The sequence below is a fragment of the Mycolicibacterium arseniciresistens genome (assembly GCF_030519285.1).
Classification (GTDB): domain Bacteria; phylum Actinomycetota; class Actinomycetes; order Mycobacteriales; family Mycobacteriaceae; genus Mycobacterium; species Mycobacterium arseniciresistens.
This window is the reverse complement of the sequence record NZ_JAUMSQ010000076.1, coordinates 1-23,713: the sequence shown is the minus strand read 5'-3', so window position 1 is coordinate 23,713 and position 23,713 is coordinate 1. Positions and strand designations below refer to the sequence as shown.

At 69.2% G+C, this 23,713-nt stretch carries 27 protein-coding genes; 6 read left to right on the top strand and 21 right to left on the bottom strand.

What is annotated here, in order from left to right; genetic code table 11:
• The 13 genes from Q2100_RS12795 to Q2100_RS12740 all read right to left on the bottom strand — a co-directional run bounded on the left by Q2100_RS12795 (position 1) and on the right by Q2100_RS12740 (position 11,275).
• Positions 1-312 (bottom strand): HypC/HybG/HupF family hydrogenase formation chaperone, encoded by a 312-nt coding sequence (locus Q2100_RS12795; protein WP_264011362.1) that lies wholly within the window; start codon positions 310-312, stop codon positions 1-3.
• 37 nt (positions 313-349) lie between these two features.
• Positions 350-2,623, bottom strand: coding sequence for a carbamoyltransferase HypF (hypF, locus tag Q2100_RS12790; RefSeq protein WP_302914353.1), 2,274 nt, complete (start codon positions 2,621-2,623; stop codon positions 350-352).
• A complete protein-coding gene (locus tag Q2100_RS12785) occupies positions 2,620-2,865 on the bottom strand; it encodes a HypC/HybG/HupF family hydrogenase formation chaperone (protein ID WP_264011360.1) in 246 nt (81 codons plus the stop codon). The genes hypF and Q2100_RS12785 overlap by 4 nt, the downstream gene beginning before the upstream one ends.
• Positions 2,866-2,868: 3 nt before the next feature.
• Positions 2,869-3,354, bottom strand: a complete 486-nt coding sequence (locus Q2100_RS12780) for a hydrogenase maturation protease (RefSeq protein ID WP_264011379.1) — start codon at positions 3,352-3,354, stop codon at positions 2,869-2,871.
• 13 nt (positions 3,355-3,367) lie between these two features.
• Complete coding sequence (locus Q2100_RS31850) at positions 3,368-3,487, bottom strand: DUF6893 family small protein (RefSeq protein WP_372503674.1); 120 nt, start codon at positions 3,485-3,487, stop codon at positions 3,368-3,370.
• Positions 3,475-4,821: a hypothetical protein gene (locus Q2100_RS12775; RefSeq protein WP_302914352.1), complete on the bottom strand. Its 1,347-nt coding sequence runs from the start codon at positions 4,819-4,821 to the stop codon at positions 3,475-3,477. Before Q2100_RS12775 ends, Q2100_RS31850 begins: the two co-directional genes overlap by 13 nt.
• Positions 4,818-5,465, bottom strand: coding sequence for a DUF6084 family protein (locus tag Q2100_RS12770; protein WP_302914351.1), 648 nt, complete (start codon positions 5,463-5,465; stop codon positions 4,818-4,820). Before Q2100_RS12770 ends, Q2100_RS12775 begins: the two co-directional genes overlap by 4 nt.
• A complete protein-coding gene (locus Q2100_RS12765) occupies positions 5,462-6,109 on the bottom strand; it encodes a DUF5947 family protein (RefSeq protein WP_264011357.1) in 648 nt (215 codons plus the stop codon). Before Q2100_RS12765 ends, Q2100_RS12770 begins: the two co-directional genes overlap by 4 nt.
• Positions 6,109-7,047, bottom strand: coding sequence for a NifU family protein (locus tag Q2100_RS12760; RefSeq protein WP_302914350.1), 939 nt, complete (start codon positions 7,045-7,047; stop codon positions 6,109-6,111). The genes Q2100_RS12765 and Q2100_RS12760 overlap by 1 nt, the downstream gene beginning before the upstream one ends.
• A 3-nt stretch (positions 7,048-7,050) precedes the next feature.
• On the bottom strand, positions 7,051-8,847 hold the full coding sequence (locus Q2100_RS12755; RefSeq protein WP_302914349.1) for a nickel-dependent hydrogenase large subunit: 1,797 nt from the start codon (positions 8,845-8,847) through the stop codon (positions 7,051-7,053).
• 92 nt (positions 8,848-8,939) lie between these two features.
• The gene (locus tag Q2100_RS12750) at positions 8,940-9,995 is read right to left on the bottom strand and encodes an NADH-quinone oxidoreductase subunit B family protein (protein ID WP_264011354.1); all 1,056 of its coding nucleotides are present in this window, start codon (positions 9,993-9,995) and stop codon (positions 8,940-8,942) included.
• Between the two features lie 34 nt (positions 9,996-10,029).
• Positions 10,030-10,944 (bottom strand): hydrogenase nickel incorporation protein HypB, encoded by a 915-nt coding sequence (gene hypB, locus Q2100_RS12745; protein ID WP_302914348.1) that lies wholly within the window; start codon positions 10,942-10,944, stop codon positions 10,030-10,032.
• Position 10,945: 1 nt separating this feature from the next.
• On the bottom strand, positions 10,946-11,275 hold the full coding sequence (locus Q2100_RS12740) for a hydrogenase maturation nickel metallochaperone HypA/HybF (RefSeq protein ID WP_302914347.1): 330 nt from the start codon (positions 11,273-11,275) through the stop codon (positions 10,946-10,948).
• A 274-nt stretch (positions 11,276-11,549) separates the two neighbouring features.
• Between Q2100_RS12740 and recA the strand changes: the two genes are divergently transcribed.
• The 3 genes from recA (at position 11,550) to Q2100_RS12725 (ending at position 13,718) form a co-directional block, all read left to right on the top strand.
• Complete coding sequence (gene recA / locus Q2100_RS12735; RefSeq protein ID WP_264011351.1) at positions 11,550-12,590, top strand: recombinase RecA; 1,041 nt, start codon at positions 11,550-11,552, stop codon at positions 12,588-12,590.
• On the top strand, positions 12,580-13,101 hold the full coding sequence (gene recX / locus Q2100_RS12730; protein ID WP_302914346.1) for a recombination regulator RecX: 522 nt from the start codon (positions 12,580-12,582) through the stop codon (positions 13,099-13,101). The genes recA and recX overlap by 11 nt, the downstream gene beginning before the upstream one ends.
• Positions 13,102-13,298: 197 nt before the next feature.
• Positions 13,299-13,718, top strand: a complete 420-nt coding sequence (locus Q2100_RS12725; protein WP_302914345.1) for a hypothetical protein — start codon at positions 13,299-13,301, stop codon at positions 13,716-13,718.
• Here Q2100_RS12725 and Q2100_RS12720 read toward each other — a convergent pair.
• The 6 genes from Q2100_RS12720 to Q2100_RS12695 form a co-directional block, all read right to left on the bottom strand.
• Positions 13,715-14,689, bottom strand: coding sequence for a ketopantoate reductase family protein (locus Q2100_RS12720; RefSeq protein WP_302914344.1), 975 nt, complete (start codon positions 14,687-14,689; stop codon positions 13,715-13,717). The genes Q2100_RS12725 and Q2100_RS12720 overlap by 4 nt on opposite strands.
• A 9-nt stretch (positions 14,690-14,698) precedes the next feature.
• Complete coding sequence (locus Q2100_RS12715; RefSeq protein WP_302914343.1) at positions 14,699-15,802, bottom strand: LLM class flavin-dependent oxidoreductase; 1,104 nt, start codon at positions 15,800-15,802, stop codon at positions 14,699-14,701.
• Positions 15,803-15,888: 86 nt separating this feature from the next.
• A complete protein-coding gene (locus Q2100_RS12710) occupies positions 15,889-16,770 on the bottom strand; it encodes an amino acid ABC transporter permease (protein WP_302914342.1) in 882 nt (293 codons plus the stop codon).
• Entirely contained in the window at positions 16,770-17,450 is a 681-nt protein-coding gene (locus tag Q2100_RS12705) for an amino acid ABC transporter permease (protein ID WP_264011345.1), read from the bottom strand. Before Q2100_RS12705 ends, Q2100_RS12710 begins: the two co-directional genes overlap by 1 nt.
• 21 nt (positions 17,451-17,471) lie before the next feature.
• Positions 17,472-18,302 carry a glutamate ABC transporter substrate-binding protein gene (locus Q2100_RS12700; RefSeq protein WP_302914341.1) on the bottom strand — a complete coding sequence of 277 codons (831 nt, stop codon included), beginning with the start codon at positions 18,300-18,302 and terminating at the stop codon, positions 17,472-17,474.
• Between the two features lie 27 nt (positions 18,303-18,329).
• Positions 18,330-19,058 (bottom strand): amino acid ABC transporter ATP-binding protein, encoded by a 729-nt coding sequence (locus Q2100_RS12695; protein ID WP_264011378.1) that lies wholly within the window; start codon positions 19,056-19,058, stop codon positions 18,330-18,332.
• A gap of 158 nt (positions 19,059-19,216) precedes the next feature.
• Here Q2100_RS12695 and miaB point away from each other — a divergent pair, with 158 nt between their 5' ends.
• Positions 19,217-20,737, top strand: a complete 1,521-nt coding sequence (miaB, locus tag Q2100_RS12690; RefSeq protein ID WP_302914363.1) for a tRNA (N6-isopentenyl adenosine(37)-C2)-methylthiotransferase MiaB — start codon at positions 19,217-19,219, stop codon at positions 20,735-20,737.
• Entirely contained in the window at positions 20,734-21,330 is a 597-nt protein-coding gene (locus Q2100_RS12685; RefSeq protein WP_302914340.1) for an Rv2732c family membrane protein, read from the top strand. The genes miaB and Q2100_RS12685 overlap by 4 nt, the downstream gene beginning before the upstream one ends.
• 6 nt (positions 21,331-21,336) lie before the next feature.
• Here Q2100_RS12685 and Q2100_RS12680 read toward each other — a convergent pair whose 3' ends face one another.
• Positions 21,337-21,957, bottom strand: a complete 621-nt coding sequence (locus Q2100_RS12680; protein WP_302914339.1) for a TetR/AcrR family transcriptional regulator — start codon at positions 21,955-21,957, stop codon at positions 21,337-21,339.
• An 81-nt stretch (positions 21,958-22,038) separates the two neighbouring features.
• Here Q2100_RS12680 and Q2100_RS12675 point away from each other — a divergent pair, with 81 nt between their 5' ends.
• A complete protein-coding gene (locus Q2100_RS12675; RefSeq protein WP_302914338.1) occupies positions 22,039-22,788 on the top strand; it encodes a hypothetical protein in 750 nt (249 codons plus the stop codon).
• Here Q2100_RS12675 and Q2100_RS12670 read toward each other — a convergent pair.
• A partial coding sequence (locus Q2100_RS12670) for a DUF349 domain-containing protein (protein WP_302914337.1) occupies positions 22,785-23,713 on the bottom strand: 929 nt, incomplete at its 5' end. The two genes, Q2100_RS12675 and Q2100_RS12670, sit on opposite strands and share 4 nt — an antisense overlap.

Sequence of the window (23,713 nt, the reverse complement as noted above, 5' to 3'; positions counted from 1 at the left end):
TCACCTCTGCCCGTTGTCCGTGTGTTGCGGGTTCTGCAGCCCCGCCTGTCTGGCCGCCAGCTCGAAGCCGTCGCCGAACTCCTCCTTGAGCACCCCGAGGTGCTCGAACTCGGCGAGCGTGCGCTTCGCCGATTCCTCGTCGAGTCGCTGAATCGCGAATCCGACGTGGACCATCACGTATTCACCGACCCGGGCGTCGGGGATGTACTCCAGGCAGACGTCCTTCTGGATGCCGCCGAAGTCCACCATCGACATCAGCGCGCCGTCCCGGTCCTCGACGCGCAGTATCCTGCCGGGCACCGCTAGACACATGGGCGGATCCTCTCTCTCGGCCATCCCTGGGACGCCGTCATCCCGACGTCCCGATCATCAACTGCCCCAGCGCGATACCGCCGTCGTTGGGCGGCACGCGCCGATGGGTCGCCACGGTGAAACCCGCCGTCCGCAGCGCGGCCACCGTGGTGCGCAGCAGCAGGGCGTTGCAGAACACGCCGCCGGACAAGGCGACCGTCCGCTCCGGTCCGCCGTACACGCCGGCCAGGTGGACCACGAGAACGGTCACCGCGCGGTGGAAGCGGGCGGCGACGACCCCGGCCGGAACTCCGGCGCGCATGTCGGCGATCACCGCCGACAGCACCGGAGCAGGGTCCACGGCGGGACCGTCGGCGCCGAACCGGTAGCTTCCGCAGCCCGGTTCGGCGCCACGGGCCAGCCCTTCGAGTTCGATGGCGGCCTGCGCCTCGTAGTCGACGGTCTGCCGGACGCCCACCAGCGCTGCCACCGCGTCGAACAACCGGCCCATGCTCGAGGTGGGCACGCAACCCAGCCCGGTCTCCAGCTGGTGGCGCAGAACCCGCCGTTCGTCAGGCGGGCAGGCCTGTACGGGCGGCAGATCCGGATCCCACGGCAGCCCGGCAGCCCAGAGATGGGCCAGGGCCATCCGGTAGGGCCGCCGCACGGTGAGGTCGCCGCCCGCGAGCGGCACGTAGCGCAGCGCCGCGAGCCGGCGGTAGCCCTTGTAGTCGGCCAGCATCACCTCGCCGCCCCAGACCGCCCCGTCGTCTCCGTAACCCGTTCCGTCGAAGGCGAATCCGAGTACCTGCTCGGTGCCGTCGAGGCTGTGCTCGGCCATCACCGCGGCGATGTGCGCGTGGTGGTGCTGCACTTTGCGCACGGGGCGGCCACCGGCGTTGCGGTGCGCCCAGCCGGTGGACCGGTATGCCGGGTGGGCGTCGGTCACCACCACGACGGGGGAGACGCCGGTCAGTGTGCGCAGGTGCCGCTCGGCGGCGTCGAACGCGGACAGCGTCGCCAGGTCGTCCATGTCGCCGATGTGCTGGCTCAGCCACGCATAGCGGCCGTCGGCGACGGCCAGGGTGTTCTTCAGGTCGGCGCCCACCGCGAGGGCCGGCGGCACCGCGACGGGCAGCGCCACCGGGAGCGGGGCATGGCCGCGGGACCGCCGGATGGGCAACTCCTCACCGTCGAGGACGCGCACCACCGAGTCGTCGCACGGCACCAGGATCCTGCGGTCGTGCACCAGCCAGCCATCGGCGAGGTCGGCGAGCCGCGCGAACGCGTCGTCGTCGGCGAAGCAGATTGGCTCACCACCGAGATTGCCCGACGTCATCACCAGCACCTGCGGGCCGGGCTCGTCGCCGGGCAGGCCGAACAGCAGCAGGTGCAGCGGCGTATAGGCCAGCATCACACCGAGATCGGGGTTGCGTGGCGCGACCGCGTCGGCGACGGGGCTCTCGGTGCGGCGTGGCCGCAGCACGATGGGTCGCGCCGCGCCGGTCAGCACGCCCGCGGTGCGCTCGTCGACGTCGACGAGCAGGGCTGCCCCCGCCAGATCCGGAACCATGACTGCGAACGGCTTGTCGCCGCGCCGCTTGCGCCTGCGCAGTTCCGCGACCGCGTGCGCATTCCCGGCGTCGCACGCCAGGTGGTAGCCGCCGATGCCCTTGACCGCGAGCACGCCTCCCGCGCGCAGCAAGCCACGGGCACGCCGGAGTCCCTCCTCGCCGCACCCCAGCACACCGCTGCCGGTGCGGAAACGCAGCGTAGGCCCGCAATCCGGGCAGCAGACGGGTTGCGCGTGGAATCGGCGATCGGCGGGATCGGCGTATTCGCGGGCGCAGGCGGCGCACATCGCGAAATCCGCCATGGTGGTGTTCGCCCGGTCGTACGGCAGCGCGCCGATGATGGTGAACCGAGGCCCGCAGTTGGTGCAGTTGATGAACGGGTGCCGGTGCCGGCGGTCGGCCGGGTCACGAAGCTCGGCAACGCAATCGGCGCACACCGCGACGTCGGGGGAAGTGAGGGTGCGGCCACCGGTCGAGCGTGACGTGTCGGCGATGGTGAACCCGGTGCCGCCGGTGCACGGCACGTCGCGGGTCTCGAGGTGGTCGATCACGGCCAGCGGCGGCGGATCGTCGCGCAGCCGACCGAGGAACGTGCACAAGGCGTCCGGGGTGCCCTCGATCTCGATGACGGCGCCCGCGCTGTCGTTGCGCACCGATCCGGACAGGCCGAGGGCGGCCGCGGTGGTGTACACGAACGGGCGGAAGCCCACGCCCTGGACGACGCCGTGCGCAAAGATCCGCAGCCGCTGGCGGGTCATGGCGGCGGATCCCCACTGCCCATCATCTTCAGACCGGCCAGCGCCTCGGCCGCCCCGGCCCGGTCGGTTCTCTCCACGACGAACCCCATGTGGATGATCACCCAGTCACCCGGCGCGAAGACGTCGTCGGGCAGCATGCCGATGTTGACCTTGCGATGCTCACCGACCACGTCGACGAGCGCGAGTTGGCCGCCGTAGCCGTCGAGCATCCGCACCACCTGACCGGGGATTCCGAGGCACATCGCTCAGCCCTCCACGGCCGCGCTGGTCAGTAGGCGCGCGACCACGTCCTCGACCGCGCGCACCGCCTCGGGCACCGCCGCGGCGACCGGGGCGCTCAGGCCGATGCCGTCCTCGACGCTCTCGACCTCGCAGCCGATCACCACGGTGCGCGGCGGGGTGCTGCCGAGCGCGTAGACACCCGCGAACACGGCCGCCGGGTCCATGGCGTGCGCATCCAGACGCGCAGTGCCCGAGAGACTCTCGTGGTCGGCCTCGATCACGTGCAGGGTGCCCGGCCCGCCGCGGTCGGGCAGCGCGTCGACGAGCACCAGTGCGTCGTAGCCGTCGAGCAGGTCGTAGGCGAGGTGCATGCCGCGGATGCCGTAGTCGGTCACCGCGACGTCGGGTCCGGCGAGCCGCTGCGGCACATGGCGTACCACCTCGGGGCCGAAACCGTCGTCGCCGAGGAAGATGTTGCCGATGCCGGCAATCAGGATTCTGGTCGTGATCCCTGCGCCCCTGTCACATCCGGCGGATCTTCAGATACCGCTTGACGTCGGGTATCGACCGCACGCCGAGCACCAGGCCGGCGACCACCACCAGACCCACGACGACCGTCGCCGTCACCCCTACTGTCTGCATGTCGAACTCCTCTCGGGAAGCGGCTGGACTTCGTCGGGTGCGAAGTACAGGTAGCGGCCGTACCACTCGTGCAGGTCGGCGGCGGGATCGTCCTCGATCACCACACCGATGTGGGTCTCGCCGTCGACCGTCTCGTGCACCGAGGTGACCCGGGCGACCTTGTCGGTGTAGAACAGGTCCTGGGCGTCGGCGCGGCGCGACGGGTGCAGCCGGACCCGGCTGCCGCGGCTGACCGGCACACCGTTAACCAGCACCGCGTCGATGCCCGGGTCGACGGCGTTGTCCGCGACCGGATCCCACCAGTCGACGCCGTCGGGGACCTCCGGGACCAGCGCGGGGGCGCCGACCGCCGCATGCGGATCCCGCAGCACGCCATGGAGGTTCATCATCGCCTCGGGCGACATGGTGTCGCAGCGGTCGATGATCGCCGCGGCGAGTGGGTCGGTGGCGCGGGCCTGGGCCTTCTCCTCGTCGGTCATGGTCATGATCCGCAGCGTGAGGATCTCGTCGATCTCGCAGGAGTCGTACAGGGCGCCGTCGCTCTGCTCGGCGATCTCGGGGTGGTCGTAGAGGATGATCGGCGACACCAGCACCAGGTCGCGTTCCCCGGTCGGACCGGCGAGCACCGGGAAGCACCGGTGCCTGACGCAGCGCGCGACGGCCTCCGCGGCGGCCGGCGGCGGCTCGAGCAGCGAGACGAACTCCCCACCGCTGACCTCACCGATGAGGTGGGTGCCGATCAACGAGGTGGCGATCGCCGCGTCCTTGTCCACCGCGGGCGAAGCCGTGTTCCGCACCGTCACGCTCACCCGGATCAGGTCGCCGTCGGGTTCGGCCGACAGCGACAGCTCGCCGCGTACCTCCCGTCGGGTACGCACCAGCCGGCCCCCGGTGACGATCTCGACGTCGGTGCCGGACGGTACGACGATGGGGTGCGTCCGCCCGGCGCACAGGATGTCGACGCCGAACGGGCCGAAGCGGGCCTCGCATTCCACCGCCTCGTCCCAGGTGATCCACGAACCCGCTTCGGTGACCAGTTCGTCGACGGCCTCGACGCGGCCGTCGCCGGCGTCGCGCATCGCGGCGCGGTGCTGCAACTGCAGGAAGCGCACGACGAAGGTGAGGGCAGGCGATTCGGCCGGCTGAAGCAGGATCTGCGCGGAGATCGTGTCGTCCTCGCCGATCCCTGCGGCTTCGGCGCCGGGTGGGCCGAGAACGCCGAACTGCCAGCGGGACTGGTTCTTCTGTGAGGTCGCACGGTAGGGGTAGAGCAGGTATCCCTCGTAGAGCACCGCGTCGGCGACGGCGCGGGCCCGGTTCCAGTCGGCGCTCACGGGACCGGCGTCCGGGACAGCAGGTTCCTGACGGCCTCGTCCAGCGAGAGCAGGCCGTGTGCGGAGCGGTGGCCGGCCAGCGCGTCGACGGTGTCGTGGTCCAGCCGCACCCATCCGGTGTTCGGGTAGTGCAGGCGGACCAGGTCCCGCCACACCGACACGGGCATGTCGTGTCGGTCCTCGCGGTCCCACGGCACCTGCTGGACGGCGAAGCCGCGCGACCCCTGCACGAACACCGTTCCGCTGAACAGGAACAGCAGCGGTACGGCACCGCTGCGCAGTGCGTGCAGATACTTCGCGGCGACCACCTCGAAGTCGTAGGTGCACTCCAGCGGCAGGTCGATCCGGGTGGATCCGGTGAACCCGGGGATCATCGCCGCGGTGTGCTGCCACAGGAAGGTGTGCTGAGTCCGGCCCCACCGCTCCCGGGGCCCGAACAGGTCGGTCAGGCCCGCCGCCTCGGCGTCGTCGTAACCACGGCGCAGCGGGTCGATCCTGACCTGGCAGCGCAGCGCGATGGCGTGCACGGGTTCGTCGCCGGCCGCCGACACCGCGATGCGCGCGGTCAGCACCGGTGTCACCGCGTAGGGTTCGGGCGCCACGTCGAGCACCGCGAACGTCACCTCGGTGGTCGGAGCGGTCACCGGACCACCACCTTGCTGCGGTCGGCGACGGCACGGAAGAAGTCGTCCATGTAGTCACGCGCCTCGCGGCCACCGTCGAAGCCCCGCCAGAGCATCCGCAGCCTGCCGACGAATTCGTAACAGGCGTCGATCGGCAACAGATGGCAGACCGGCGGCCGGCTGTCGCCGTCCGCGTCGTCATCATGGAAGGGGACCCGCACCAGCAGCGCCTCGGTGTCGTCGGCCATGGTGTCCACCCGGGGGTCGGCGGCACGGATGTCGTTCCAGGCCAGCAGGTCCAGTTCGGACTCCGTGGCTCCGGCCGGTCCCGGATAGAACGCCACCGTGCGCCCGAGATCGGAGTTGCGGAAGAAGAAGGCCAGGCCCACCGGGATCTGCAGGGCCTCCCACGACCGGCGGTCCAGCGCGAAGTCCGGGAATTCGAGGTAGCGGTCCGGCACCGCGCGGAAGCGCAGTTCGGCGTGGGTGTCGGTGAACAGCAGATAACACCCCCGGCAGACGCAGAGCAGCTGTCTGCCTGCGACATTCACCACATGCTGGTGGGCATCGGCGATCTGCTCGGCGCACATCTCGCAGCGTTCACCGGCTGCCTGTGGCGTCGTGCGGTTGGCCCGGATCCGCGCCAGCACATCGTAGGCCGTCATCAGGCGACACTCTCGGCCGTGGCGGCGGGCAGTGCCATCGACAACACACCGCCGCGCACCAGCATCGGCACCGGTTCGAGGTGGGCGGCCGGCCGGTCGTCGTCGACGGATCTCCCGCCGTGCGCGACGTCGAAGTGTGCGCGGCAGTGCGGGCATCGCAGCACCACGTCCGCCGAACCCATCCGCCGGTGCAGCACCGCACCCGCCAGCGAATCGCCGCATGCGCCGCACCCGTCCCGGTAGGCGAACAGGTCGTCACCGACCCGGCACGCCAGCACCGTGGCGCCCGCCACCAGGAAACCGCCGACCTCGCCGGCCGACAGCGCCTCGAGGTCCGGGACCGGATGCCAGTCGGCCGGTGGGTGTCGTTCGGCCCGAACGCGGTTCAGCAGTGACTCGGCGGGGATGACGGCCGAAACCGGTTCCTTCTCGGCGGCGACCACCTCGATGGAGGCGATCTCCGGCGCCGCGGCCCGTACCGCGTCCTCGACGGCGAGTTCCAGCGTGACCGCCGACGACGGGCAACTCTTGCAGCTTCCGGAGAACTGGAGGCGGACCACCTCGCCGTCGACGCCGAGCAGATGCACATCGCCGCCGTGGGAGCCCAGATAGGGCCGGACGGTGTCCAATGCGTCGGCGATGCGGCGTTCGACGGGGTGCGGGTGGAGGCCGTGCACCAGCAGCAGGCTGGCCACCAGGTCGTCACCGACGAAGTCGTCGGCGAGGTCCGGCATCGCACGGACCGCCAGCGTCATCATCCGCTCCAGGCCGGCCCCGTAGAGGTCGGTGACCTCGCGCACCAGTTGCTCGGCGCGCTCCCTGGCGGTCACCCCGCCGATCGCGGTGGCGTCCAACAGGACCTGGATCCGGTCACCGGCGGTGCGCCAGCGTGCGTCGGCCTCGGTGTCGCCCACGCCTGGCGATCCCGACGGGCGCATCGCCTATTCCCCGGTGACCGACTGGGTGGGGGAGTGGAGCAGGTCGAGGCTCTTTCCTTCACCCAGGTACATGTGCACCCCGCACGGCAGGCACGGATCGAAACTGCGCACGGTGCGCATGATGTCGATGCCCTTGAAGTGTTCGCGGTCGTTCTCCTCGAAGATCGGCTGCCCCTGCACCGCATCCTCGTACGGCCCCGGTGTGCCGTAGCTGTCGCGCGGATTGGCGTTCCACGGGGTCGGTGGGTACGGGTGGTAGTTCGCGATCTTGCCGTCCCGGATCACCATGTGGTGGCTCAGCACACCGCGCACCGCCTCGGTGAACCCGCACCCGATGCCCTCGTCGGGGACGTCGAACTTCTCCCAGGTCTTGGTCCGGCCTGCCCGGATCTCCGTGAGCGCCTTCTCGGCGAAGTGCAGGGCCGACGCCGCGGCGTAGGCCTGGAAATACGTTCTCGCGCGGTTGCGTTCGATCGTGTTGCTGCCGTGCTGTGGGATCTTCCACTCGAACTCGACCGGGCCCTTGAGCGCGGTCTTGGGCAGGTTGATCTGCACGCTGTGACCGGTCGACTTCACGTAGCCGATGTCCACCAGGTTGGCCAGCGCGGTCGACCACAACCGGGCCAGCGGACCGCCGCCGGTGTCGAGCGCCAGATGGTCCTTGCCGTCGTACCAGCGCGGTGACATCACCCAGCTGTAGTTCTCGTCGAAGTCGCGCTTCTGCGGCTTGGGATTGGTGTGCTGGTTCCACGGGTGCCTGCGGTCGACGGGGTTGCCGAGGGGATCGTTCTTGACGAACATCTCCTGGTCTTCCCAGTCGTCGTAATACGAACTGCCCAGCAGGATCCGGATGCCGAGGTTGATGTCCACCAGGGAGGTGGTGAGCAGCTTGCCGTCCACCACCACCCCCGGGGTGACGAACATCTTGCGGCCCCAGTTCTCCATGTCCTTGTACGCGAAGTTGCAGTGCTCGGGATCCTGGAACGAGCCCCAGCAGCCCAGCAGCGTCCGCCGCAGACCCACCTGCTCGTAGCCGGGGAGCGCTTCGTAGAAGAAGTCGAACAGGTCGTCGTGCATCGGCACGACCTTCTTCATGAACTCCACGTAGCGCATCAACCGGGTCATGTAGTCGGTCATCAACTGGATGGTGGCGACCGTGCCGACGCCGCCCGGGTAGAGCGTGGAGGGGTGCACGTGGCGGCCCTCCATGAGGCAGAACATCTCCCGCGTCCACCGGCTGACCTGGAGGGCCTCGCGGTAGAACTCGCCGGTGAACGGATTGAGCGCCCGCATGATGTCGGCGATGGTGCGGTGCCCGTGCATGTCGGCGTGCGGAGCCTGGGTGTTCTCGGCCTTGGCCAGCACGCTCGGATTGGTCTCGGCGACCATCTTCTCGCAGTAGTCCACCCCGACCAGGTTCTCCTGGAAGATGTTGTGGTCGAACATGTATTCCGCGGCCTCGCCGAGGTTGACGATCCACTCCGCGACGTGCGGCGGCTGAACGCCGTAGGCCATGTTCTGCGCGTAACACGAGCAGGTGGCATGGTTGTCGCCGCAGATCCCGCAGATGCGGCTGGTGATGAAGTGCGCGTCCCGGGGGTCCTTGCCCTTCATGAAGATCGAGTAGCCGCGGAAGATCGACGATGTGCTGTGGCACTCGACGACTTCGCGGTTCTCGAAGTCGATCTTGGTGTAGATGCCGAGGCTGCCGACGATGCGGGTGATCGGGTCCCAGGCCATCTCGACCAGTTGGCCTGGATCGCGCTTCACAAGGGACGGCTCAGGAACTGTCGTTGTCATCGGAGTGCACTGCTTTCATCGAAATATCAATGCGCGGGCAGCATTGTGCCCACGATGGCCTCGCCTGCTTGAGTGCGGTCTTTACGGCGGCACTACCAGGTGCGAGTCGCTCCGGTCTCGAGTTTCAGGCCGGGATGGCGCCACTTCGGTTCTTTGTCGACGGTCTTACCCGTGACGTGGCGCAGACTGCGGATCACCGAGCCGTAGAGGCCCGACGCCGTCGTGGACACCTTGCCGCCGGGCGGCTCGTCCATGAACGGCATGAATTTGTCCGGGAAGCCGGGCATCGTGCAGCCGATGCAGATGCCACCGACGTTCGGGCACCCGCCGATACCGTTGATCCACCCGCGTTTGGGCACGTTGCACTTGACGACCGGACCCCAGCAGCCAAGCTTGACAATGCATTTCGGCGAGCCGTACTCGTCGGCGAAGTCGCCCTGCTCGTAGTAGCCGGCCCGGTCACACCCCTCGTGGACAGTCTGACCGAACAGCCACTGCGGCCGCAGCGCATCGTCGAGCGGGATCATCGGCGCCTGCTCGGTCGCCATGTACAGCAGGTAGGTCAGCGTCTCGGAGAGGTTGTCCGGGTGTATCGGACATCCGGGCACGCAGACGATCGGGATTCCCGCCTTGCTCTTCCAGTCCCAACCGAGATAGTCCGGCACGCCCATCGCCCCGGTCGGATTGCCCGCCATCGCGTGGATACCGCCGTAGGTCGCACAGGTCCCCACCGCGACGACCGCGGTCGCCTTCGGCGTGAGCCTGTCCAGCCATTCACTCGTGGTCATCGGCTGGCCCGTCGCCGGGTCGTTGCCGAAGCCGCACCAGTAACCTTCGGTCTTGAGCTGCTCGTTGGGAATCGATCCCTCGACCACCAGCACGAACGGTTCCAATTCGCCACGGTCGGCCTTGAAGAACCATTCGAGGAAGTCGTCGGCGCCGCCGTTGGGCCCGCATTCGAAATCGATGAGCGGCCAGTGCACGGCGACCTTCGGTAGCCCGGGGAGGGCGCCGAGGGCGATCTCCTCGATGCTGGGTTGCGTGGCGGCAGTCAGCGCCACAGAGTCACCGTCACAACTCAATCCGGCGTTGATCCACAGAACGTGGATCAAGGCCTCTTCTGCTTTGACTGCTGCCTCACTGGGCATCGCCACAGCTCTCCGGGACCCGGGCTGGGGATCCCTACACCGCCGGAGTCGACCTTCGGCCCACTTGCGCGGCGCTAATCTTTTGGTCTACTCCGGCCGACATTGTCTTGTCAACGAGTTCGCGAGACATATCCGACTTGGGCTGGTTTGCCAGATCTGCGATCCAGGCATACCAGTCCGCGGTACCATCACCCGTCGTCGCCGACAGCGCCAGGATGTCCAGGTCGGGGTTGATCGAGCGGGCATGGCCCGCGCAGACGTCGACATCGAAGTCGACATAGGGCAACAGGTCGATCTTGTTCACGATCACCACGCCCGCGGCGGCGAACATGTGCGGGTACTTCAAGGGCTTGTCGGCCCCTTCCGTCACCGAGATCACCAGGACTTTGCTGTGCTCGCCCAGGTCGAACATGGCCGGGCACACCAGGTTGCCGACGTTCTCGATGAACAGCAGCGTGCCGCGGTCGGGGTGCAGCGCCTCGAGCGCTCGGCGGACCATCTCGGCGTCGAGGTGGCAGCCGGCGCCGGTGTTGACCTGGACGGCGCGGGCGCCGGCCCGCCGGATGCGGTCGGCGTCCAGGAGGGTCTCCTGATCGCCCTCGATCACGGCGATCGGCCGGTCCCGGCCGAGGTCCCGGATGGTGCGTTCGAGCAGGGTGGTCTTGCCCGCGCCGGGTGAACTGGTGAGGTTGAACGCCAGGATGTCGTGCTCGGCGAGCCACCGCCGGTTCTCGGCGGCCACCAGGTCGTTCTTGGCGAGCACCTTCTGTTCGAGGGACACGGTCTCGGTGTGGACGTGGGTGTGGTCGGCCTGGTCGTGGGTGTGGTCGTGGTCAGAGTGGGTGACGTCGTGGGTGTGGCCTTCGTGGGTGTGGTGGTGATGCGCCGGGGCCTGGCCGGCCGGCGTGATCACCGCCCCGTCGTCACCGCAGCCGCAGGTCGCGCACATGTCAGCTCACTTCCATCGAGAGTATTCGCAGATCCCGGCCGGCGAGGACCTCGACATCGGCACTGCCGCACGGGCACAACAGGATCAGGTCACCCAGTTCGAATTCCGATCCGCATGTCCGGCAGCGTGCGACGCCCCGGCGCAGGTCGACGTCGAGCCGGGCGCCGTCGGCCACCGTGCCCTGGGTCGCGAGTTCGAAGCAGAACTCCATGGCGTGCGGCACGACGGCGCACAGGGCGCCGACCTCGAGCCTGACGCTGTGCACGCGGCGGCCTGCGGCGTGCTCGCACACCGCGTCGACAACACTCTGGGTGATCGCCATCTCGTGCATCTGGTGCCCCGTTCCGGGCCGGTCCGCCCCACGATAGGCCCGGTCAGGCAATTTGGTGAGCAGACGCACAATCGCATCGACGCGCCCCTCGGAGTGCGATTTCATGTCTGCTCGCCGGTGACCGGCGTGTCAGCTTGAGTCGAACAGGTGTTCGTCTACTCTGGACGGTGTTCGACGGCTAGATGCTGGTCAGGCCGACTTGTCGGTGGCTACCTCTAGCGTCACGGCCAACTGATCGACACCGATCACCGAACATCACAGGACGGAGAAGACCATGGCGCAAGCCCCGGATCGCGAAAAGGCCCTCGAGCTGGCCCTCGCCCAGATCGAGAAGAGTCACGGCAAGGGGTCGGTGATGCGACTCGGCGACGAGGTGCGCCAGCCGATCTCGGTCATCCCGACCGGCTCGATCGCCCTGGACGTGGCGCTCGGCATCGGCGGCCTGCCCCGCGGCCGCGTCGTCGAGATCTACGGCCCGGAGTCCTCGGGTAAGACCACCGTCGCGCTGCACGCGGTGGCCAACGCGCAGGCCGCAGGCGGCATCGCGGCGTTCATCGACGCCGAGCACGCACTGGATCCCGACTACGCCAAGAAGCTCGGCGTCGACACCGACTCGCTGCTGGTGTCCCAGCCCGACACCGGTGAGCAGGCGCTCGAGATCGCCGACATGCTGATCCGCTCCGGCGCGCTGGACATCCTGGTCATCGACTCGGTGGCCGCCCTGGTGCCGCGCGCCGAGATCGAGGGCGAGATGGGTGACAGCCACGTCGGCCTTCAGGCCCGTCTGATGAGCCAGGCGCTGCGGAAGATCACCGGCGCGCTGAGCAACTCGGGAACCACCGCGATCTTCATCAACCAGCTGCGCGAGAAGATCGGCGTGATGTTCGGCTCGCCCGAGACCACCACGGGCGGAAAGGCGTTGAAGTTCTACGCCTCCGTGCGGTTGGACGTCCGGCGCATCGAGACCCTCAAGGACGGCACCGACGCGGTGGGTAACCGCACCCGGGTCAAGGTCGTCAAGAACAAGGTGTCGCCGCCGTTCAAGCAGGCCGAGTTCGACATCCTCTACGGCAAGGGCATCAGCCGCGAGGGCTCGCTCATCGACATGGGTGTCGAGCACGGCTTCATCCGTAAGTCCGGCTCCTGGTTCACCTACGAGGGTGAGCAGCTCGGCCAGGGCAAGGAGAACGCCCGCAACTTCCTGATGGAGAACCCCGATGTCGCCAACGAGGTCGAGAAGAAGATCAAGGAGAAGCTTGGCATCGGGGCCGTCGTGAACGCCGAAGACGTCCTGCCGGCTCCCGTTGACTTCTGATTCCACCGACGTCGCGCCGGCCAAGCGCGAAGAGCAGGCGCGGGCGGTGTGCCTGCGCCTGCTCACCGCGCGGGCGAGGACCCGGGCCGAGCTCGAGACCAAGCTTGCCGGCAAGGGGTATCCCGACGAGGTGACCACGCCGGTGCTCGACCGGCTGGCCCAGGTCGGCCTGATCGACGACCGTGACTTCGCCGAGCAGTGGGTGCGCTCCCGGCACACGCACGCCGGAAAGGGCAAGCGCGCGTTGGCCGCCGAGCTGCGCACCAAGGGTGTTGACCGCGAGGTCATCGACGAGGTGCTGGCCGACGTCGATGCCGGCGCCGAACGCCAGCGGGCCGAGCAGCTGGTCCGTGACCGGCTGCGCCGCGAGCGGCTCGACGACGACGACGCGGAAGCCAAGGCGGTGCGGCGGCTGGTCGGAATGCTGGCCCGCCGCGGTTACAGCCAGTCGATGGCACTCGACGTGGTCAAGGTCGCGGTGGCCGGCGAACGGGAACGGCGGCGGGTCTGACCGGCTCTCCTGCCGAGGACGATCCGGGTGCGTTCACCGACGGCGACAACTGGGCGGGCGGGTTCTACGAACTGTCCATCGACATCGGACATCGCGATGACGCGCGACTCGGCCGCGCGCTCGACGCGCTCTGGCGTGCTGCGGGCATCGACGGCTGCTACGCCGACAGGACCCGCGAGCCCGCCGACCAGGAGGCGGTGCCGCTGACGGTCGGGTCGTTGTCGAGGTTCGGTCACCTCCACGGGCGGCTCACCCTGCCCGGCGGTGCGGTGTCGGTGTGTGGCGGGCTGGCGATCCGGATGAGTGACGGGACCGACTGGCTCAACCTGTATCTCCCGATGGGTGCGCTGACGCGGACTGATCCTCGCATCGGTGGCTTCCCGTTCGGCGACGATGGCGGCCCGTCGTCGCTGTCGTGGCGCGCCCCGCTGGACGGATGGCTCGCGGACGTCGGCGCGCAGATCTATCGCGAGGTCGACTTCCGGCGGGCGATCATCGGCTTCGAGACCGACGATGCGGAGATCGCCGCCGCGGTCGGCGCTGTGCCGGAACGGCGTTCGTTCGGCTACTTGGCACCGTGCGACGGCGAACTGCGGTACCACCCGGCGAACGTCTAGTGCGCGACCGCCGCAGGCAGTGTGGCCAGCGCCTGTCCCGCGTCGAGTGAGCGCGGCTCGCCACCGCGTCGGGCATGCTCGGCGGTGACCCGCTGGACCAGCTCGTTCACGGGCGCATCGAGCCCGTGCAGGCGGGCCTGCAGGACGATTTCGCCGTTGAGCCAGTCGGTCTCGACGTCGGCGCGTCCGCGGGCGATGCTCTGCCACGTCGAGCCGAGGAGGTCGTCGCGCACCCGCCCCCGCAGGATGTCCCCGCGACGGGCCCGGTCACGCTCCGCGGTCACGACGGCGATCCCGGCGTCGGCGAGCACCCTTTCGGCCTCACGACGCGCCCGGTCGGCGAGTTCGTCGGCGTCGGGCCCCGGGCGGAACGCCGCCGTCACGCCGTTGCCGAGATTGACGATGAGCTTGCGGTGCTTCCACGCCATGATGTCGTCGCGGACCTCCGAGACGAACTGCGCCGCGGTGAGTGCCTCCGCCAGCGTGCGCGCCGCGTCGTCGCGACCCGCGGGATACCGCCCGACGTCGAGGATCCCGGCCACCGGATGACTCTGCTGGACGACGACGCCGGGCTCCAGATGCGCGGACGGCAGCATCACGTTGACCCCGTACACGCCGGCGAAGCGGCGCAGCGCGGCCGCCTCGTTGGCCACTCCGTTCTGGGCGGCGAAGATCGGCGTGCCGGACGGCGCGTGCGCCGCGAGATCGTCCAGGGCCGCGGCCGTTTGGTGCCCCTTCACGGCCAGCACCACCGATGGCGAGCCGGTCCAGTCGACGTCCCCGGCATCCGCAGCGGCGGGCACGTCGACAGACTGGCTGCCCGCCGCAGTGACGAGCGTCAGGCCGCGCGAGCGGATGGCGCGCAGGTGTTCACCGCGGGCCACCGCCGACACGTCGGCACCGGCCAGGCGCAGTCGTGCGGCGATCACGCCACCGACGGCGCCGGCCCCGTAGACCACGATGTGCGCCACGGCGCCTCCTCACTGACGGACCGGCAACTTGAGCAGTGGCAGAACCTGCTCGCCGATCCTCTCGACCTCGGACACGTACGGAGTGTCGGACAGCACGAAGTGGGTGACGCCGAGGTCGGCGTACTTCTGCAGCGCCGCACCCACCTCGGCGGCCGACCCGACGAGCCACGTGGTTCCCGCACCGCCCCCACCATGTCTACCGGGTGCGGTGTACAGGCACGAGTCGAGGACGTCGCCGCGTTCGGTCAGCTCCAGCAGGCGGCGCTGTCCCACCGCGCCTCCGGGGTCGCGGCGGTGCAGCTCTCCCGGCGCGGCGGCGAACGCGGCGAGTTTGGCCTCGGCGTCCCGCCACGCCTGTTCCGACGTCTCCCGCACCAGGGTGGTGACCCGCAGGCCGAATTCCAGCGGTGGGTGTTCGCGGCCCACCCTGTCGGACAGTGCCCGCAGCCGGTCGATCCGTTCGGCGATCCCGTCGAGCGGTTCACCCCAGAACAGCTGCACGTCGGCCTCGGCGGCAGCGACCTCCTCCGCCGCGGGTGACGCCCCGCCGAAGTACAGCCTCGGCGTCGGCAGCCCGGCGGCGAACGGTCGCGGCTGTGCGGTCGAGTTCTCCAACCGGTAGAACTCGCCGTGGAAGGTGACGTCCTCCTCGCGCCACAACCGGCGCACGATGCGCAGGAACTCCAGTGTGCGGTCGTAGCGGCGCGACTTGTCGAACTCGCCGTCGCCGTAGGCGGCCAGGTCGTCGGTGCCGCTGACGATGTTGACGAAGAGCCGGCCGCCGTTGAGCGCGGCCAGAGTGGCTGCGGCGGCGGCGAAGTGCGCGGGTTGCCAGTACCCCGGCCGGATCGCCACCAGCGGCGTGAAATTCGTGGTGCGCGCCGAGATCGCGGTCGCCACGGTGAAGGTGTCCGGCCTGCCCCAGCCCGTGCCGATCAGGGCTCCCGCCCAGCCGTGCCGCTCGGCGCGCTGGGCCAGGTCGACCGAGTAGTCCAGGCTGCCCCAGCCCGCGGCGGTGTCGTCGCCGCGGTGCCCGGGCGTCACGGTGTTCGGGATGTACCAGAGGAATTCGTGGCCTGCCGGCCGGCGTGGCTGCGTGGTCGTTGTCGTCATCGAGAGGCAACGTATCGACCGCGCAGGCAAAGATCGCCACACTCCCGCTACGGGAATCGTTCAGTACAGCTTCACGATCGCCCGAGCTACACCGCTTTGGCGCCGGGCGCGCCCTCCTGCTCGACCGCATCGGCGTGCAGCGGTGCGGGTCCGCGATGAGACCGGCGCATGCGGCGTTCCAGCCGCGTCGCAAACGCCGACAACCCGAAGTTGATGGCGATCAGGATCACCGCGACGACCATCAGCGCCGGGATGTAGTTGCTGTACGCCGACCCGATGTTGGTGCCCTGGCGGACGACCTCGAGGAACAGGATCTGATAGCCGATCGCGGTGTCCTTGAGCACCACCACCATCTGCGACACCAGCACCGGCAGCATCGATGTCACGGCCTGCGGCAGCAGGATCGCGCGCATCGTCTGGCCCCACCGCAGGCCGAGCGCCGACGCCGCCTCCGCCTGCCCGCTGGGCAGCGCGTTCACCCCGGCGCGGACGATCTCGGCGATCACCGCACCGTTGTAGAGGGTGAGCCCGGTGACTACCCCGGCCAGTGCCTGGTATTTCGACGGCACCACGTCGTAGATGCCGTACGCGGCGAAGCTGAAGATCATCATGATCAGCACCGGGATGGCACGGAAGATCTCGACGAACACCGCACACGGCCAGCTGATCAGCGGGTGCAGCGACAACCGCCCCACACCGAGCACGAACCCCAGGATCAGGGCGAGCACGATCGACAGTGCCGCGGCGGTCAACGTGCCCTGAATCCCCGGCAGCAGGTAGGTCTTCCACAGGTTCGGCGTGAGGAACGGTTCCCACTTCGCGGCCGTGAACTGCCCCTGCTTCCAGAACTGCCATAGCACGACGGCGATCACCGCGACCGCGATCACCGCGGCGACCAGCGTGGCGATCGCGTTGCGGATCCGCGCGCGGGGCCCGGGGGCGTCGAACAACACCGAGGCGGTGCTCATCAGCGTCGCACCGCCAATCGCTTACCGAGCCAACCGAACACCAGGCCCATCGGCAACGTCAGGATGACGAACCCGACGGCGAAGATGAATCCCACCAGGAGCAGCGCCGCGGTGTTCTCCGTCATCACCTTCATCAGCGTCGCCGCCTCGGCCACCCCGATCGCCGAGGCGATCGTGGTGTTCTTGGTCAGCGCGATGAGCACCGAGCCGAGCGGCAGGATCACCGACCGGAACGCCTGTGGCAACAGGATGAACCGGAGGTTCTGGCCGAACGAGAAGCCCAGCGACCGCGCGGCCTCGGCCTGCCCGAGCGGCACCGTGTTCACCCCTGAGCGCACGGTCTCGCACACGAACGACGCCGTGTAGACGGTCAATCCGACCACCGCGAGCCGGAATCCGCTGTCGGCGATGGACGTCAGCGATTCGGCGTCGACCAGGGTGATGCCCAGCGTGTTACCCAGACCGAACGAGCAGAACAGGATGATCAGCGTCAGCGGCGTGTTACGCACCACGTTGACGTAGGAGGTGCCCAGCCAGTTGAGCACCGGCACCGGTGCCAGCCGCATCGCGGCCAGCACCGTGCCGAGGATCAGCGCGCCGATCGCCGAGTACAGCGTCAGCTTGATGGTGATCCAGAACGCCGCGAAGATCTGGTCCTGGTACTGGGTGAAGACGTCCACGGCCCGGGCCAGACCTCCGGCTCAGTACCGGTCGATCTTCGGCGGTGCGGGCGCCGTGATCCCCGCCGGACCGAGATTCTTGTCGAACGCCTCTTTCCAGGCGCCGCTCGACTCCATCTTCTCGAGCGCGTCGTTGATCTTGGTGCGCAGCTCGGCATCGTCCTTCTTGAGCCCGACGCCGTAGCGCTCCTCGGAGAAGGTGTCGCCGACGATCTTGAACTGGCCTGGCTGCTGCGCGGCGTAGCCGGCGAGGATCACCTCGTCGGTGGTCACCGCGTCGATGGCGCCGTTCTTCAGCGCCTCGATGCAGGCCGAGTACGTGTCGTACTGCTGCAGCTGCACGCCGGCGTATTCGTCCTTGATCTTCTGCGCCGGAGTGGATCCCGTGACCGAGCACAGCTTCTTGTTGTTCTGCAGTGACGCCGCCCCGGTGATGTCGGTGTTGTTCTCCCGCACCAGCAGGCTCTGCCCGGTGAGCAGGTACGGCCCGGCGAAGTCGACCTTCTCCTTGCGCGCATCGGTGATCGAGTAGGTGGCGGCGATGTACTTCACCTGGTCGTTCTGGATGAGCGTCTCGCGCTGGCCCGACGGCGCCTCCTTCCACTCGATCTTGTCCGGGGCGTAGCCGAGTTCACCGGCGACATAGGTGGCGACGTCGACGTCGAAGCCGGTCAGCTTGCCGTCGGGGTTGCGCAGCCCGAGGCCGGGCTGATCGAACTTCGTGCCGATCACGATCTTGTCGCTGTCACCGCTGCCGCCGCCGCCACATGCGGTCGCGGCGAAGGGCAGGGCGAGGGCGAGTGCGACGACACCGGCGGCGCGCCACCGGGAGGGCACGGAGAGGGACGGCATGGGTCTTGGGTTTCCTTTCGCCGGGAATCAGTGGTGGAGAATCTTGCCGAGGAAGTCCTTGGCGCGGTCGGTCTGCGGATTGTCGAAGAACTCCGCGGGTTCGGCGTCCTCGACGATGGCGCCGTCGGACATGAAGACCACGCGGTCCGACGCCCGCCGGGCGAAGCCCATCTCGTGGGTCACCACGAGCATCGTCATACCGTCGGATGCCAGCGACGCCATGACGGCCAGCACCTCGTTGATCATCTCGGGGTCCAGCGCGCTGGTGGGCTCGTCGAAGAGCATCACCTTGGGCGTCATCGCCAGTGACCGCGCGATCGCGACCCGCTGCTGCTGCCCGCCCGACAGCTGGGCGGGGTACTTGTCGGCCTGGTTGGCCACGCCGACCCGTTCGAGCAGCGCCATCGCCTCGGTGCGGGCCTTGTCCTTGGCCAGCCGTCGTACCTTCATCGGCGCGAGCGTGACGTTCTCCAGAATCGTCTTGTGCGCGAACAGGTTGAACGACTGGAACACCATGCCGACGTCGGACCGCAGCTGCGCCAGGCGACGTCCCTCGTCGGGTAGCTGCTGGCCGTCGACCGCGATGTTGCCCGAGTCGATGGTCTCCAGCCGGTTGATGGTGCGGCACAGCGTCGACTTCCCCGATCCCGACGGACCGATCACCACGACGACCTGGCCCCGTTCGACGCGCAGGTTGATGTCCTTGAGGACGTGGAGGCTGCCGAAGTGCTTGTTGACCTGCTCCATTGCGATCATCGGCACGGTCTGCGGCGGTGGATCGGCGACCTGCGCTTCCCGGCCGGAGCTGTCCATGGCTGGAGACCTTACCCAGGTAACGCTCAGCATGCCGGGAACTGATCAATCCGCACGATCGGGCGCCGGTGCGCTGCCCGTACCATGGGCGCGTGACTTCGATGGTGACGCGGGAGGCGGCGGCGGACAGCGCCGCACACCCTGCTGTGCGCACCTACCAGGTCCGCACCTACGGCTGCCAGATGAACGTGCACGACTCCGAACGGCTGGCCGGTCTTCTCGAGGCGGCCGGATATCGGCGCGCAGCCGAGGGGGCCGACGCCGACGTGGTGGTGTTCAACACCTGCGCGGTGCGCGAGAACGCCGACAACAAGCTCTACGGCAACATCAGTCACCTGGCGCCACGCAAGCAGGCCGATCCCGACATGCAGATCGCCGTCGGCGGCTGTCTGGCGCAGAAGGACCGCGACGCGGTGCTGCGCAAGGCCCCGTGGGTCGACGTGGTCTTCGGCACCCACAACATCGGTTCGCTGCCTGCGCTGCTCGAGCGCGCGCGTCACAACAGGGTCGCCCAGGTCGAGATCGAGGAGTCGCTGCGGGAGTTCCCGTCGACGCTTCCGGCGGCGCGCGAATCCGCCTATGCGGCATGGGTTTCGGTGTCGGTGGGCTGCAACAACACCTGCACGTTCTGCATCGTGCCCGCGCTGCGCGGCAAAGAGGTGGATCGCAGCCCGGGCGACATCCTGGCCGAGGTGCGCTCTCTGGTGGACCAGGGGGTGCTCGAGGTCACCCTGCTCGGTCAGAACGTCAACGCCTACGGAGTCTCGTTCGCCGACCCGAGGCTGCCGCGCGACCGCGGGGCGTTCGCGAAGCTGCTGCGTGAGTGCGGACACGTCGACGGGCTGGAGCGGGTGCGGTTCACCTCTCCGCACCCGGCCGAGTTCACCGACGACGTGATCGAGGCGATGGCCGAGACGCCCAATGTGTGCCCGACGCTGCACATGCCGCTGCAATCAGGGTCCGACCGGGTGCTGCGCGCGATGCGACGGTCCTACCGCGCCGACCGCTTCCTCGGGATCATCGACCGCGTGCGCGATGCGATTCCGCACGCGGCGATCACCACCGACCTGATCGTCGGATTCCCGGGGGAGACCGAAGAAGACTTCGCGGCGACCCTCGACGTGGTGGCCCGGGCGCGGTTCGCAAGCGCTTTCACGTTCCAGTATTCGAAGCGGCCGGGCACACCCGCCGCGGAGATGCCCGGTCAGCTGCCGAAAGACGTGGTGTCGGAACGCTATCAGCGGCTGATTGCGTTGCAGGAGCGAATCTCGATGGAGGAGAACGCCGCACAGGTGGGCACCACCGTCGAACTCCTGGTCGCCACGGGTGAGGGACGCAAGGACGCGAGCACCGCGCGCATGTCGGGGCGCTCGCGCGACGGCCGGCTGGTGCACTTCGCCCCGGGCGGGGCCGACATCCGGCCCGGCGACATCGTCACCACGACCGTCACCGGCGCCGCGCCCCATCACCTGATCGCCGACGCCGGCCTGCTCGCGCACCGCCGGACCCGTGCCGGCGACGCCCACGCCGAGGGACGGCGACCCCGCACGGGTGTGGGCCTCGGCATTCCGGGCATCGGCGCCCCGCCGAAGGCGGCGACACCGGACGGGTGCGGTCGATGAGCGCCGCGAGTGGTCCCGGCAACGGCTTCGACCAGTTCAAGGGCGACATCGAGGACGTCGAACGACGGATGGCGCGCGAGTTCGAGCCCGGCTCCAGGGCGCTCGTGGTGGCGGTACTGGTGTTCGTGGTGCTGCTGTCGCTGATCCTTCCGCACACCGGTGGCGCCAAGGGCTTCGACGTCCTGGTGGGCGCGGAAGCCGCCGTCGGCGAAGGCGTGTCGCTGCCGTCGCGGGTGTTCACGTGGCTGGCGCTGGTGTTCTCGGTCGGCTTCTCGATTCTCGCGCTGCTGACCCGGCGGTGGGCTGTCGCGTGGGTCGCGCTTGCGGGCTCGGCGGTCGCCTGCCCGATCGGGATGCTCGCGGTGTGGTCCAGGCAGACCGCGGCCGAGCAGTATCCCGGGCCCGGAATCGGCCTCGTCATCGGCTGGATCGCCGTCATCGTGCTGACGTTCCACTGGGCCAGGGTGGTGTGGTCGCGCACCGCGGTGCAGTTGGCCGCCGAGGAGGAACGCCGCCGCCGGGCCGCCGAGGGTCAGCAGAAGGGACTGCTGGACGACTTCGGCGACGATCCGGACGGCCCTCCCGCGACCTAGCGCCACTCAGTCGGTTGCCTGCGGCAGGCAGCCGGTGAGCGCCGCCCGCACCACAGGCGTGTAGGCGTCGACGAAGTCCGCACCCGACATCTGGGCCACCGCGTCGACCTCCAACACGTAGCGCGCGTAGATCACTCCCACCAGCGCCGTCACCAGGGTGGCCGACGCCGTTCGCGCCACCTCCGGTTCGATGCCGCGTGCCTGCAACCTCTCGGCGACCGGTCGGGCGAGCGCCTCCTCGACGAACCCCCGGGTCAGCGCGAACCCCCTCGCCTCGCCGCCCGCCGACGCGATGGTCAGCAGGGCTGGCCGATTCTGCGGGTCGTCCCAGGTGGTGACCAGCGCGCTCAGCAGGCGCCGGGGCAGTTCGGCGGCCGGCGCATCGACCTCGCCGGCGATGACCTGCACCGGGTTGGCCCGCAGCGCGAAGGCTTCGCCGAAGAGCTGCTGCTTGGACCCGAAGAAGTAACTGATCAGGGCCGCGTCCACGCCGGCGTCGGTGGCGATCGCCCGCATGGTGGCCGCGGCGTAGCCGGCCTCGGTGAATCGTGCCCGTGCCGCGCGCAGGATCTCTGCGCGGGTGTCGGAGCTGCCGGCGCGGCGGCCGGGACGGCGCTTATTCACCACAGTTGAATTCTAGCGGCCGCGCGGCTAGCCTGATATTCATCACTGATGAAATAAATTCCGAACGAGACGAGGGAGTCGAGGATGACCATCGTGATGCCCCGCGGCGACGTGGAACCCGTTGTGCTGCAGGAGCCCAACGGATCGGGCTATGTACTCCTGGCGGCCACCGTCGACGACCGGCCGCCCGTGGCGCCGAACAGCAGGCGAAAGCGCGCCCTGCTCGACGAGATCCGCGCCGACGTGCGTGCTCTGCGGCAGTCGCCGGACGTCATCGAGGCCGATCTCTTCGACGCCGTGCTGGTGGCCCCCGGAATGGGCAGGGAGTTACTGCGGCGGCGCGCGGCGACGGTGACCCCGGCGAGGTTCGACGTGGTGGTGCTGGTGCGCACGACCGACCCGCAGAGCGCGGTCGCACTACGGGCCGGAAGCGGCTATCGGCAACTTGTGGAGCGGATGTCGGCGACGGCGACCCGGACCTACGAGATCGCCGCCCGCAACGTGCGACGGATCGCCGACGTCGACCACGGCCGGCCTTCGGTGTTCCTGTTCAACTTCTTCTACGCGGACGACCCGGCACGCCTCGTCCCGGTGTGGCACTACACCGCACGCTGGTTCGTCGACCACACCGCGCTGCCGGACTCGACCGTGCTGGAACCCATGGCCGGCGAACCCACCGACTACGGCATCATCAACCATGCGAGCTGGCCGAACTTCCGCACATTCCTGCCGCACCTGGCGTTGCGCCCGTCGTTCCGCCGGTTCGTGCTCGCCACGTTCGCGGCCAACAACGTTGCCGCGCAACCGATCCTGTACCGTCGGGTGCCGATCTAGCGCCGCTTGCCCAGCGCCTCGACCGCGGCCTCGGCCCACTGCCGCCACTGCTCGGCGTTCGCCCGCGCCTGCTCGGCGTCCTTGGTGCGCCCCGCCGCGGCCGCCTTCTCCGCCTGCCGCTCGTATTGTTCTGCGCGCGTGCGGAACTGATCTGCGCGGGCCTGCGCCTCGGGGTCCGACCAGCCGCTGGAGGCGGCGTCGCGGACCTTCTTCTCGACCGCGCGCATCCGCCGTTCCAGGTCGGCGCTCCGCTCGCGCGGCACCTTCCCGATCGCATCCCACTTGTCGCCGATGGTGCGCATCGCCGCACGCGCGGCATCCACGTCGGTCACGTCGATCCGCTCGGCCTCGGCCAGCAGCGCCTCCTTGGCCGCGGCGTTGGCCTTGAACTCGTTGTCGCGTTCCGACGTGGCGGCGTTGCGGGCGGAGAAGAACCGGTCCTGCGCGCCCTTGAAGCGCTGCCAGAGCGCGTCGTCGACGTCCTTGGCAGCCCGGCCGGCGGCCTTCCACTCGGCGAGCAGATCGCGGAACGCCCCGCTGGTCGGCCCCCAGTCGGTGGACTCGGCGAGCGCCTCGGCGCGTTCGCACAGCGCCTCCTTGGCCTGGCGGGCGCCCGCGCGGCCGCGATCCAGCTCGGCGAAGTGCGAACCGCGTCGCCGGTTGAACGTCTCACGGGCCGCCGAGTACCGCTTCCACAGCGCGTCGTCGGTCTTGCGGTCGAGCCCGCTGATGGTGCGCCATTCGTCGAGGATCTCGCGCAGCCGGTCGCCCGCGGACTTCCACTGGGTGGCGTTGGCGCCCAGCTCCTCGGCCTCCGCGGCGAGCGCCTCCTTGCGGGCGAGCTGAGCCGCCCGGTGCTCCTCGCGGCGGGCCTTCTCGGCCTGCGACGCCTCGTCGGCGTGCTCGGCGATCGCCGCCAGCCGGG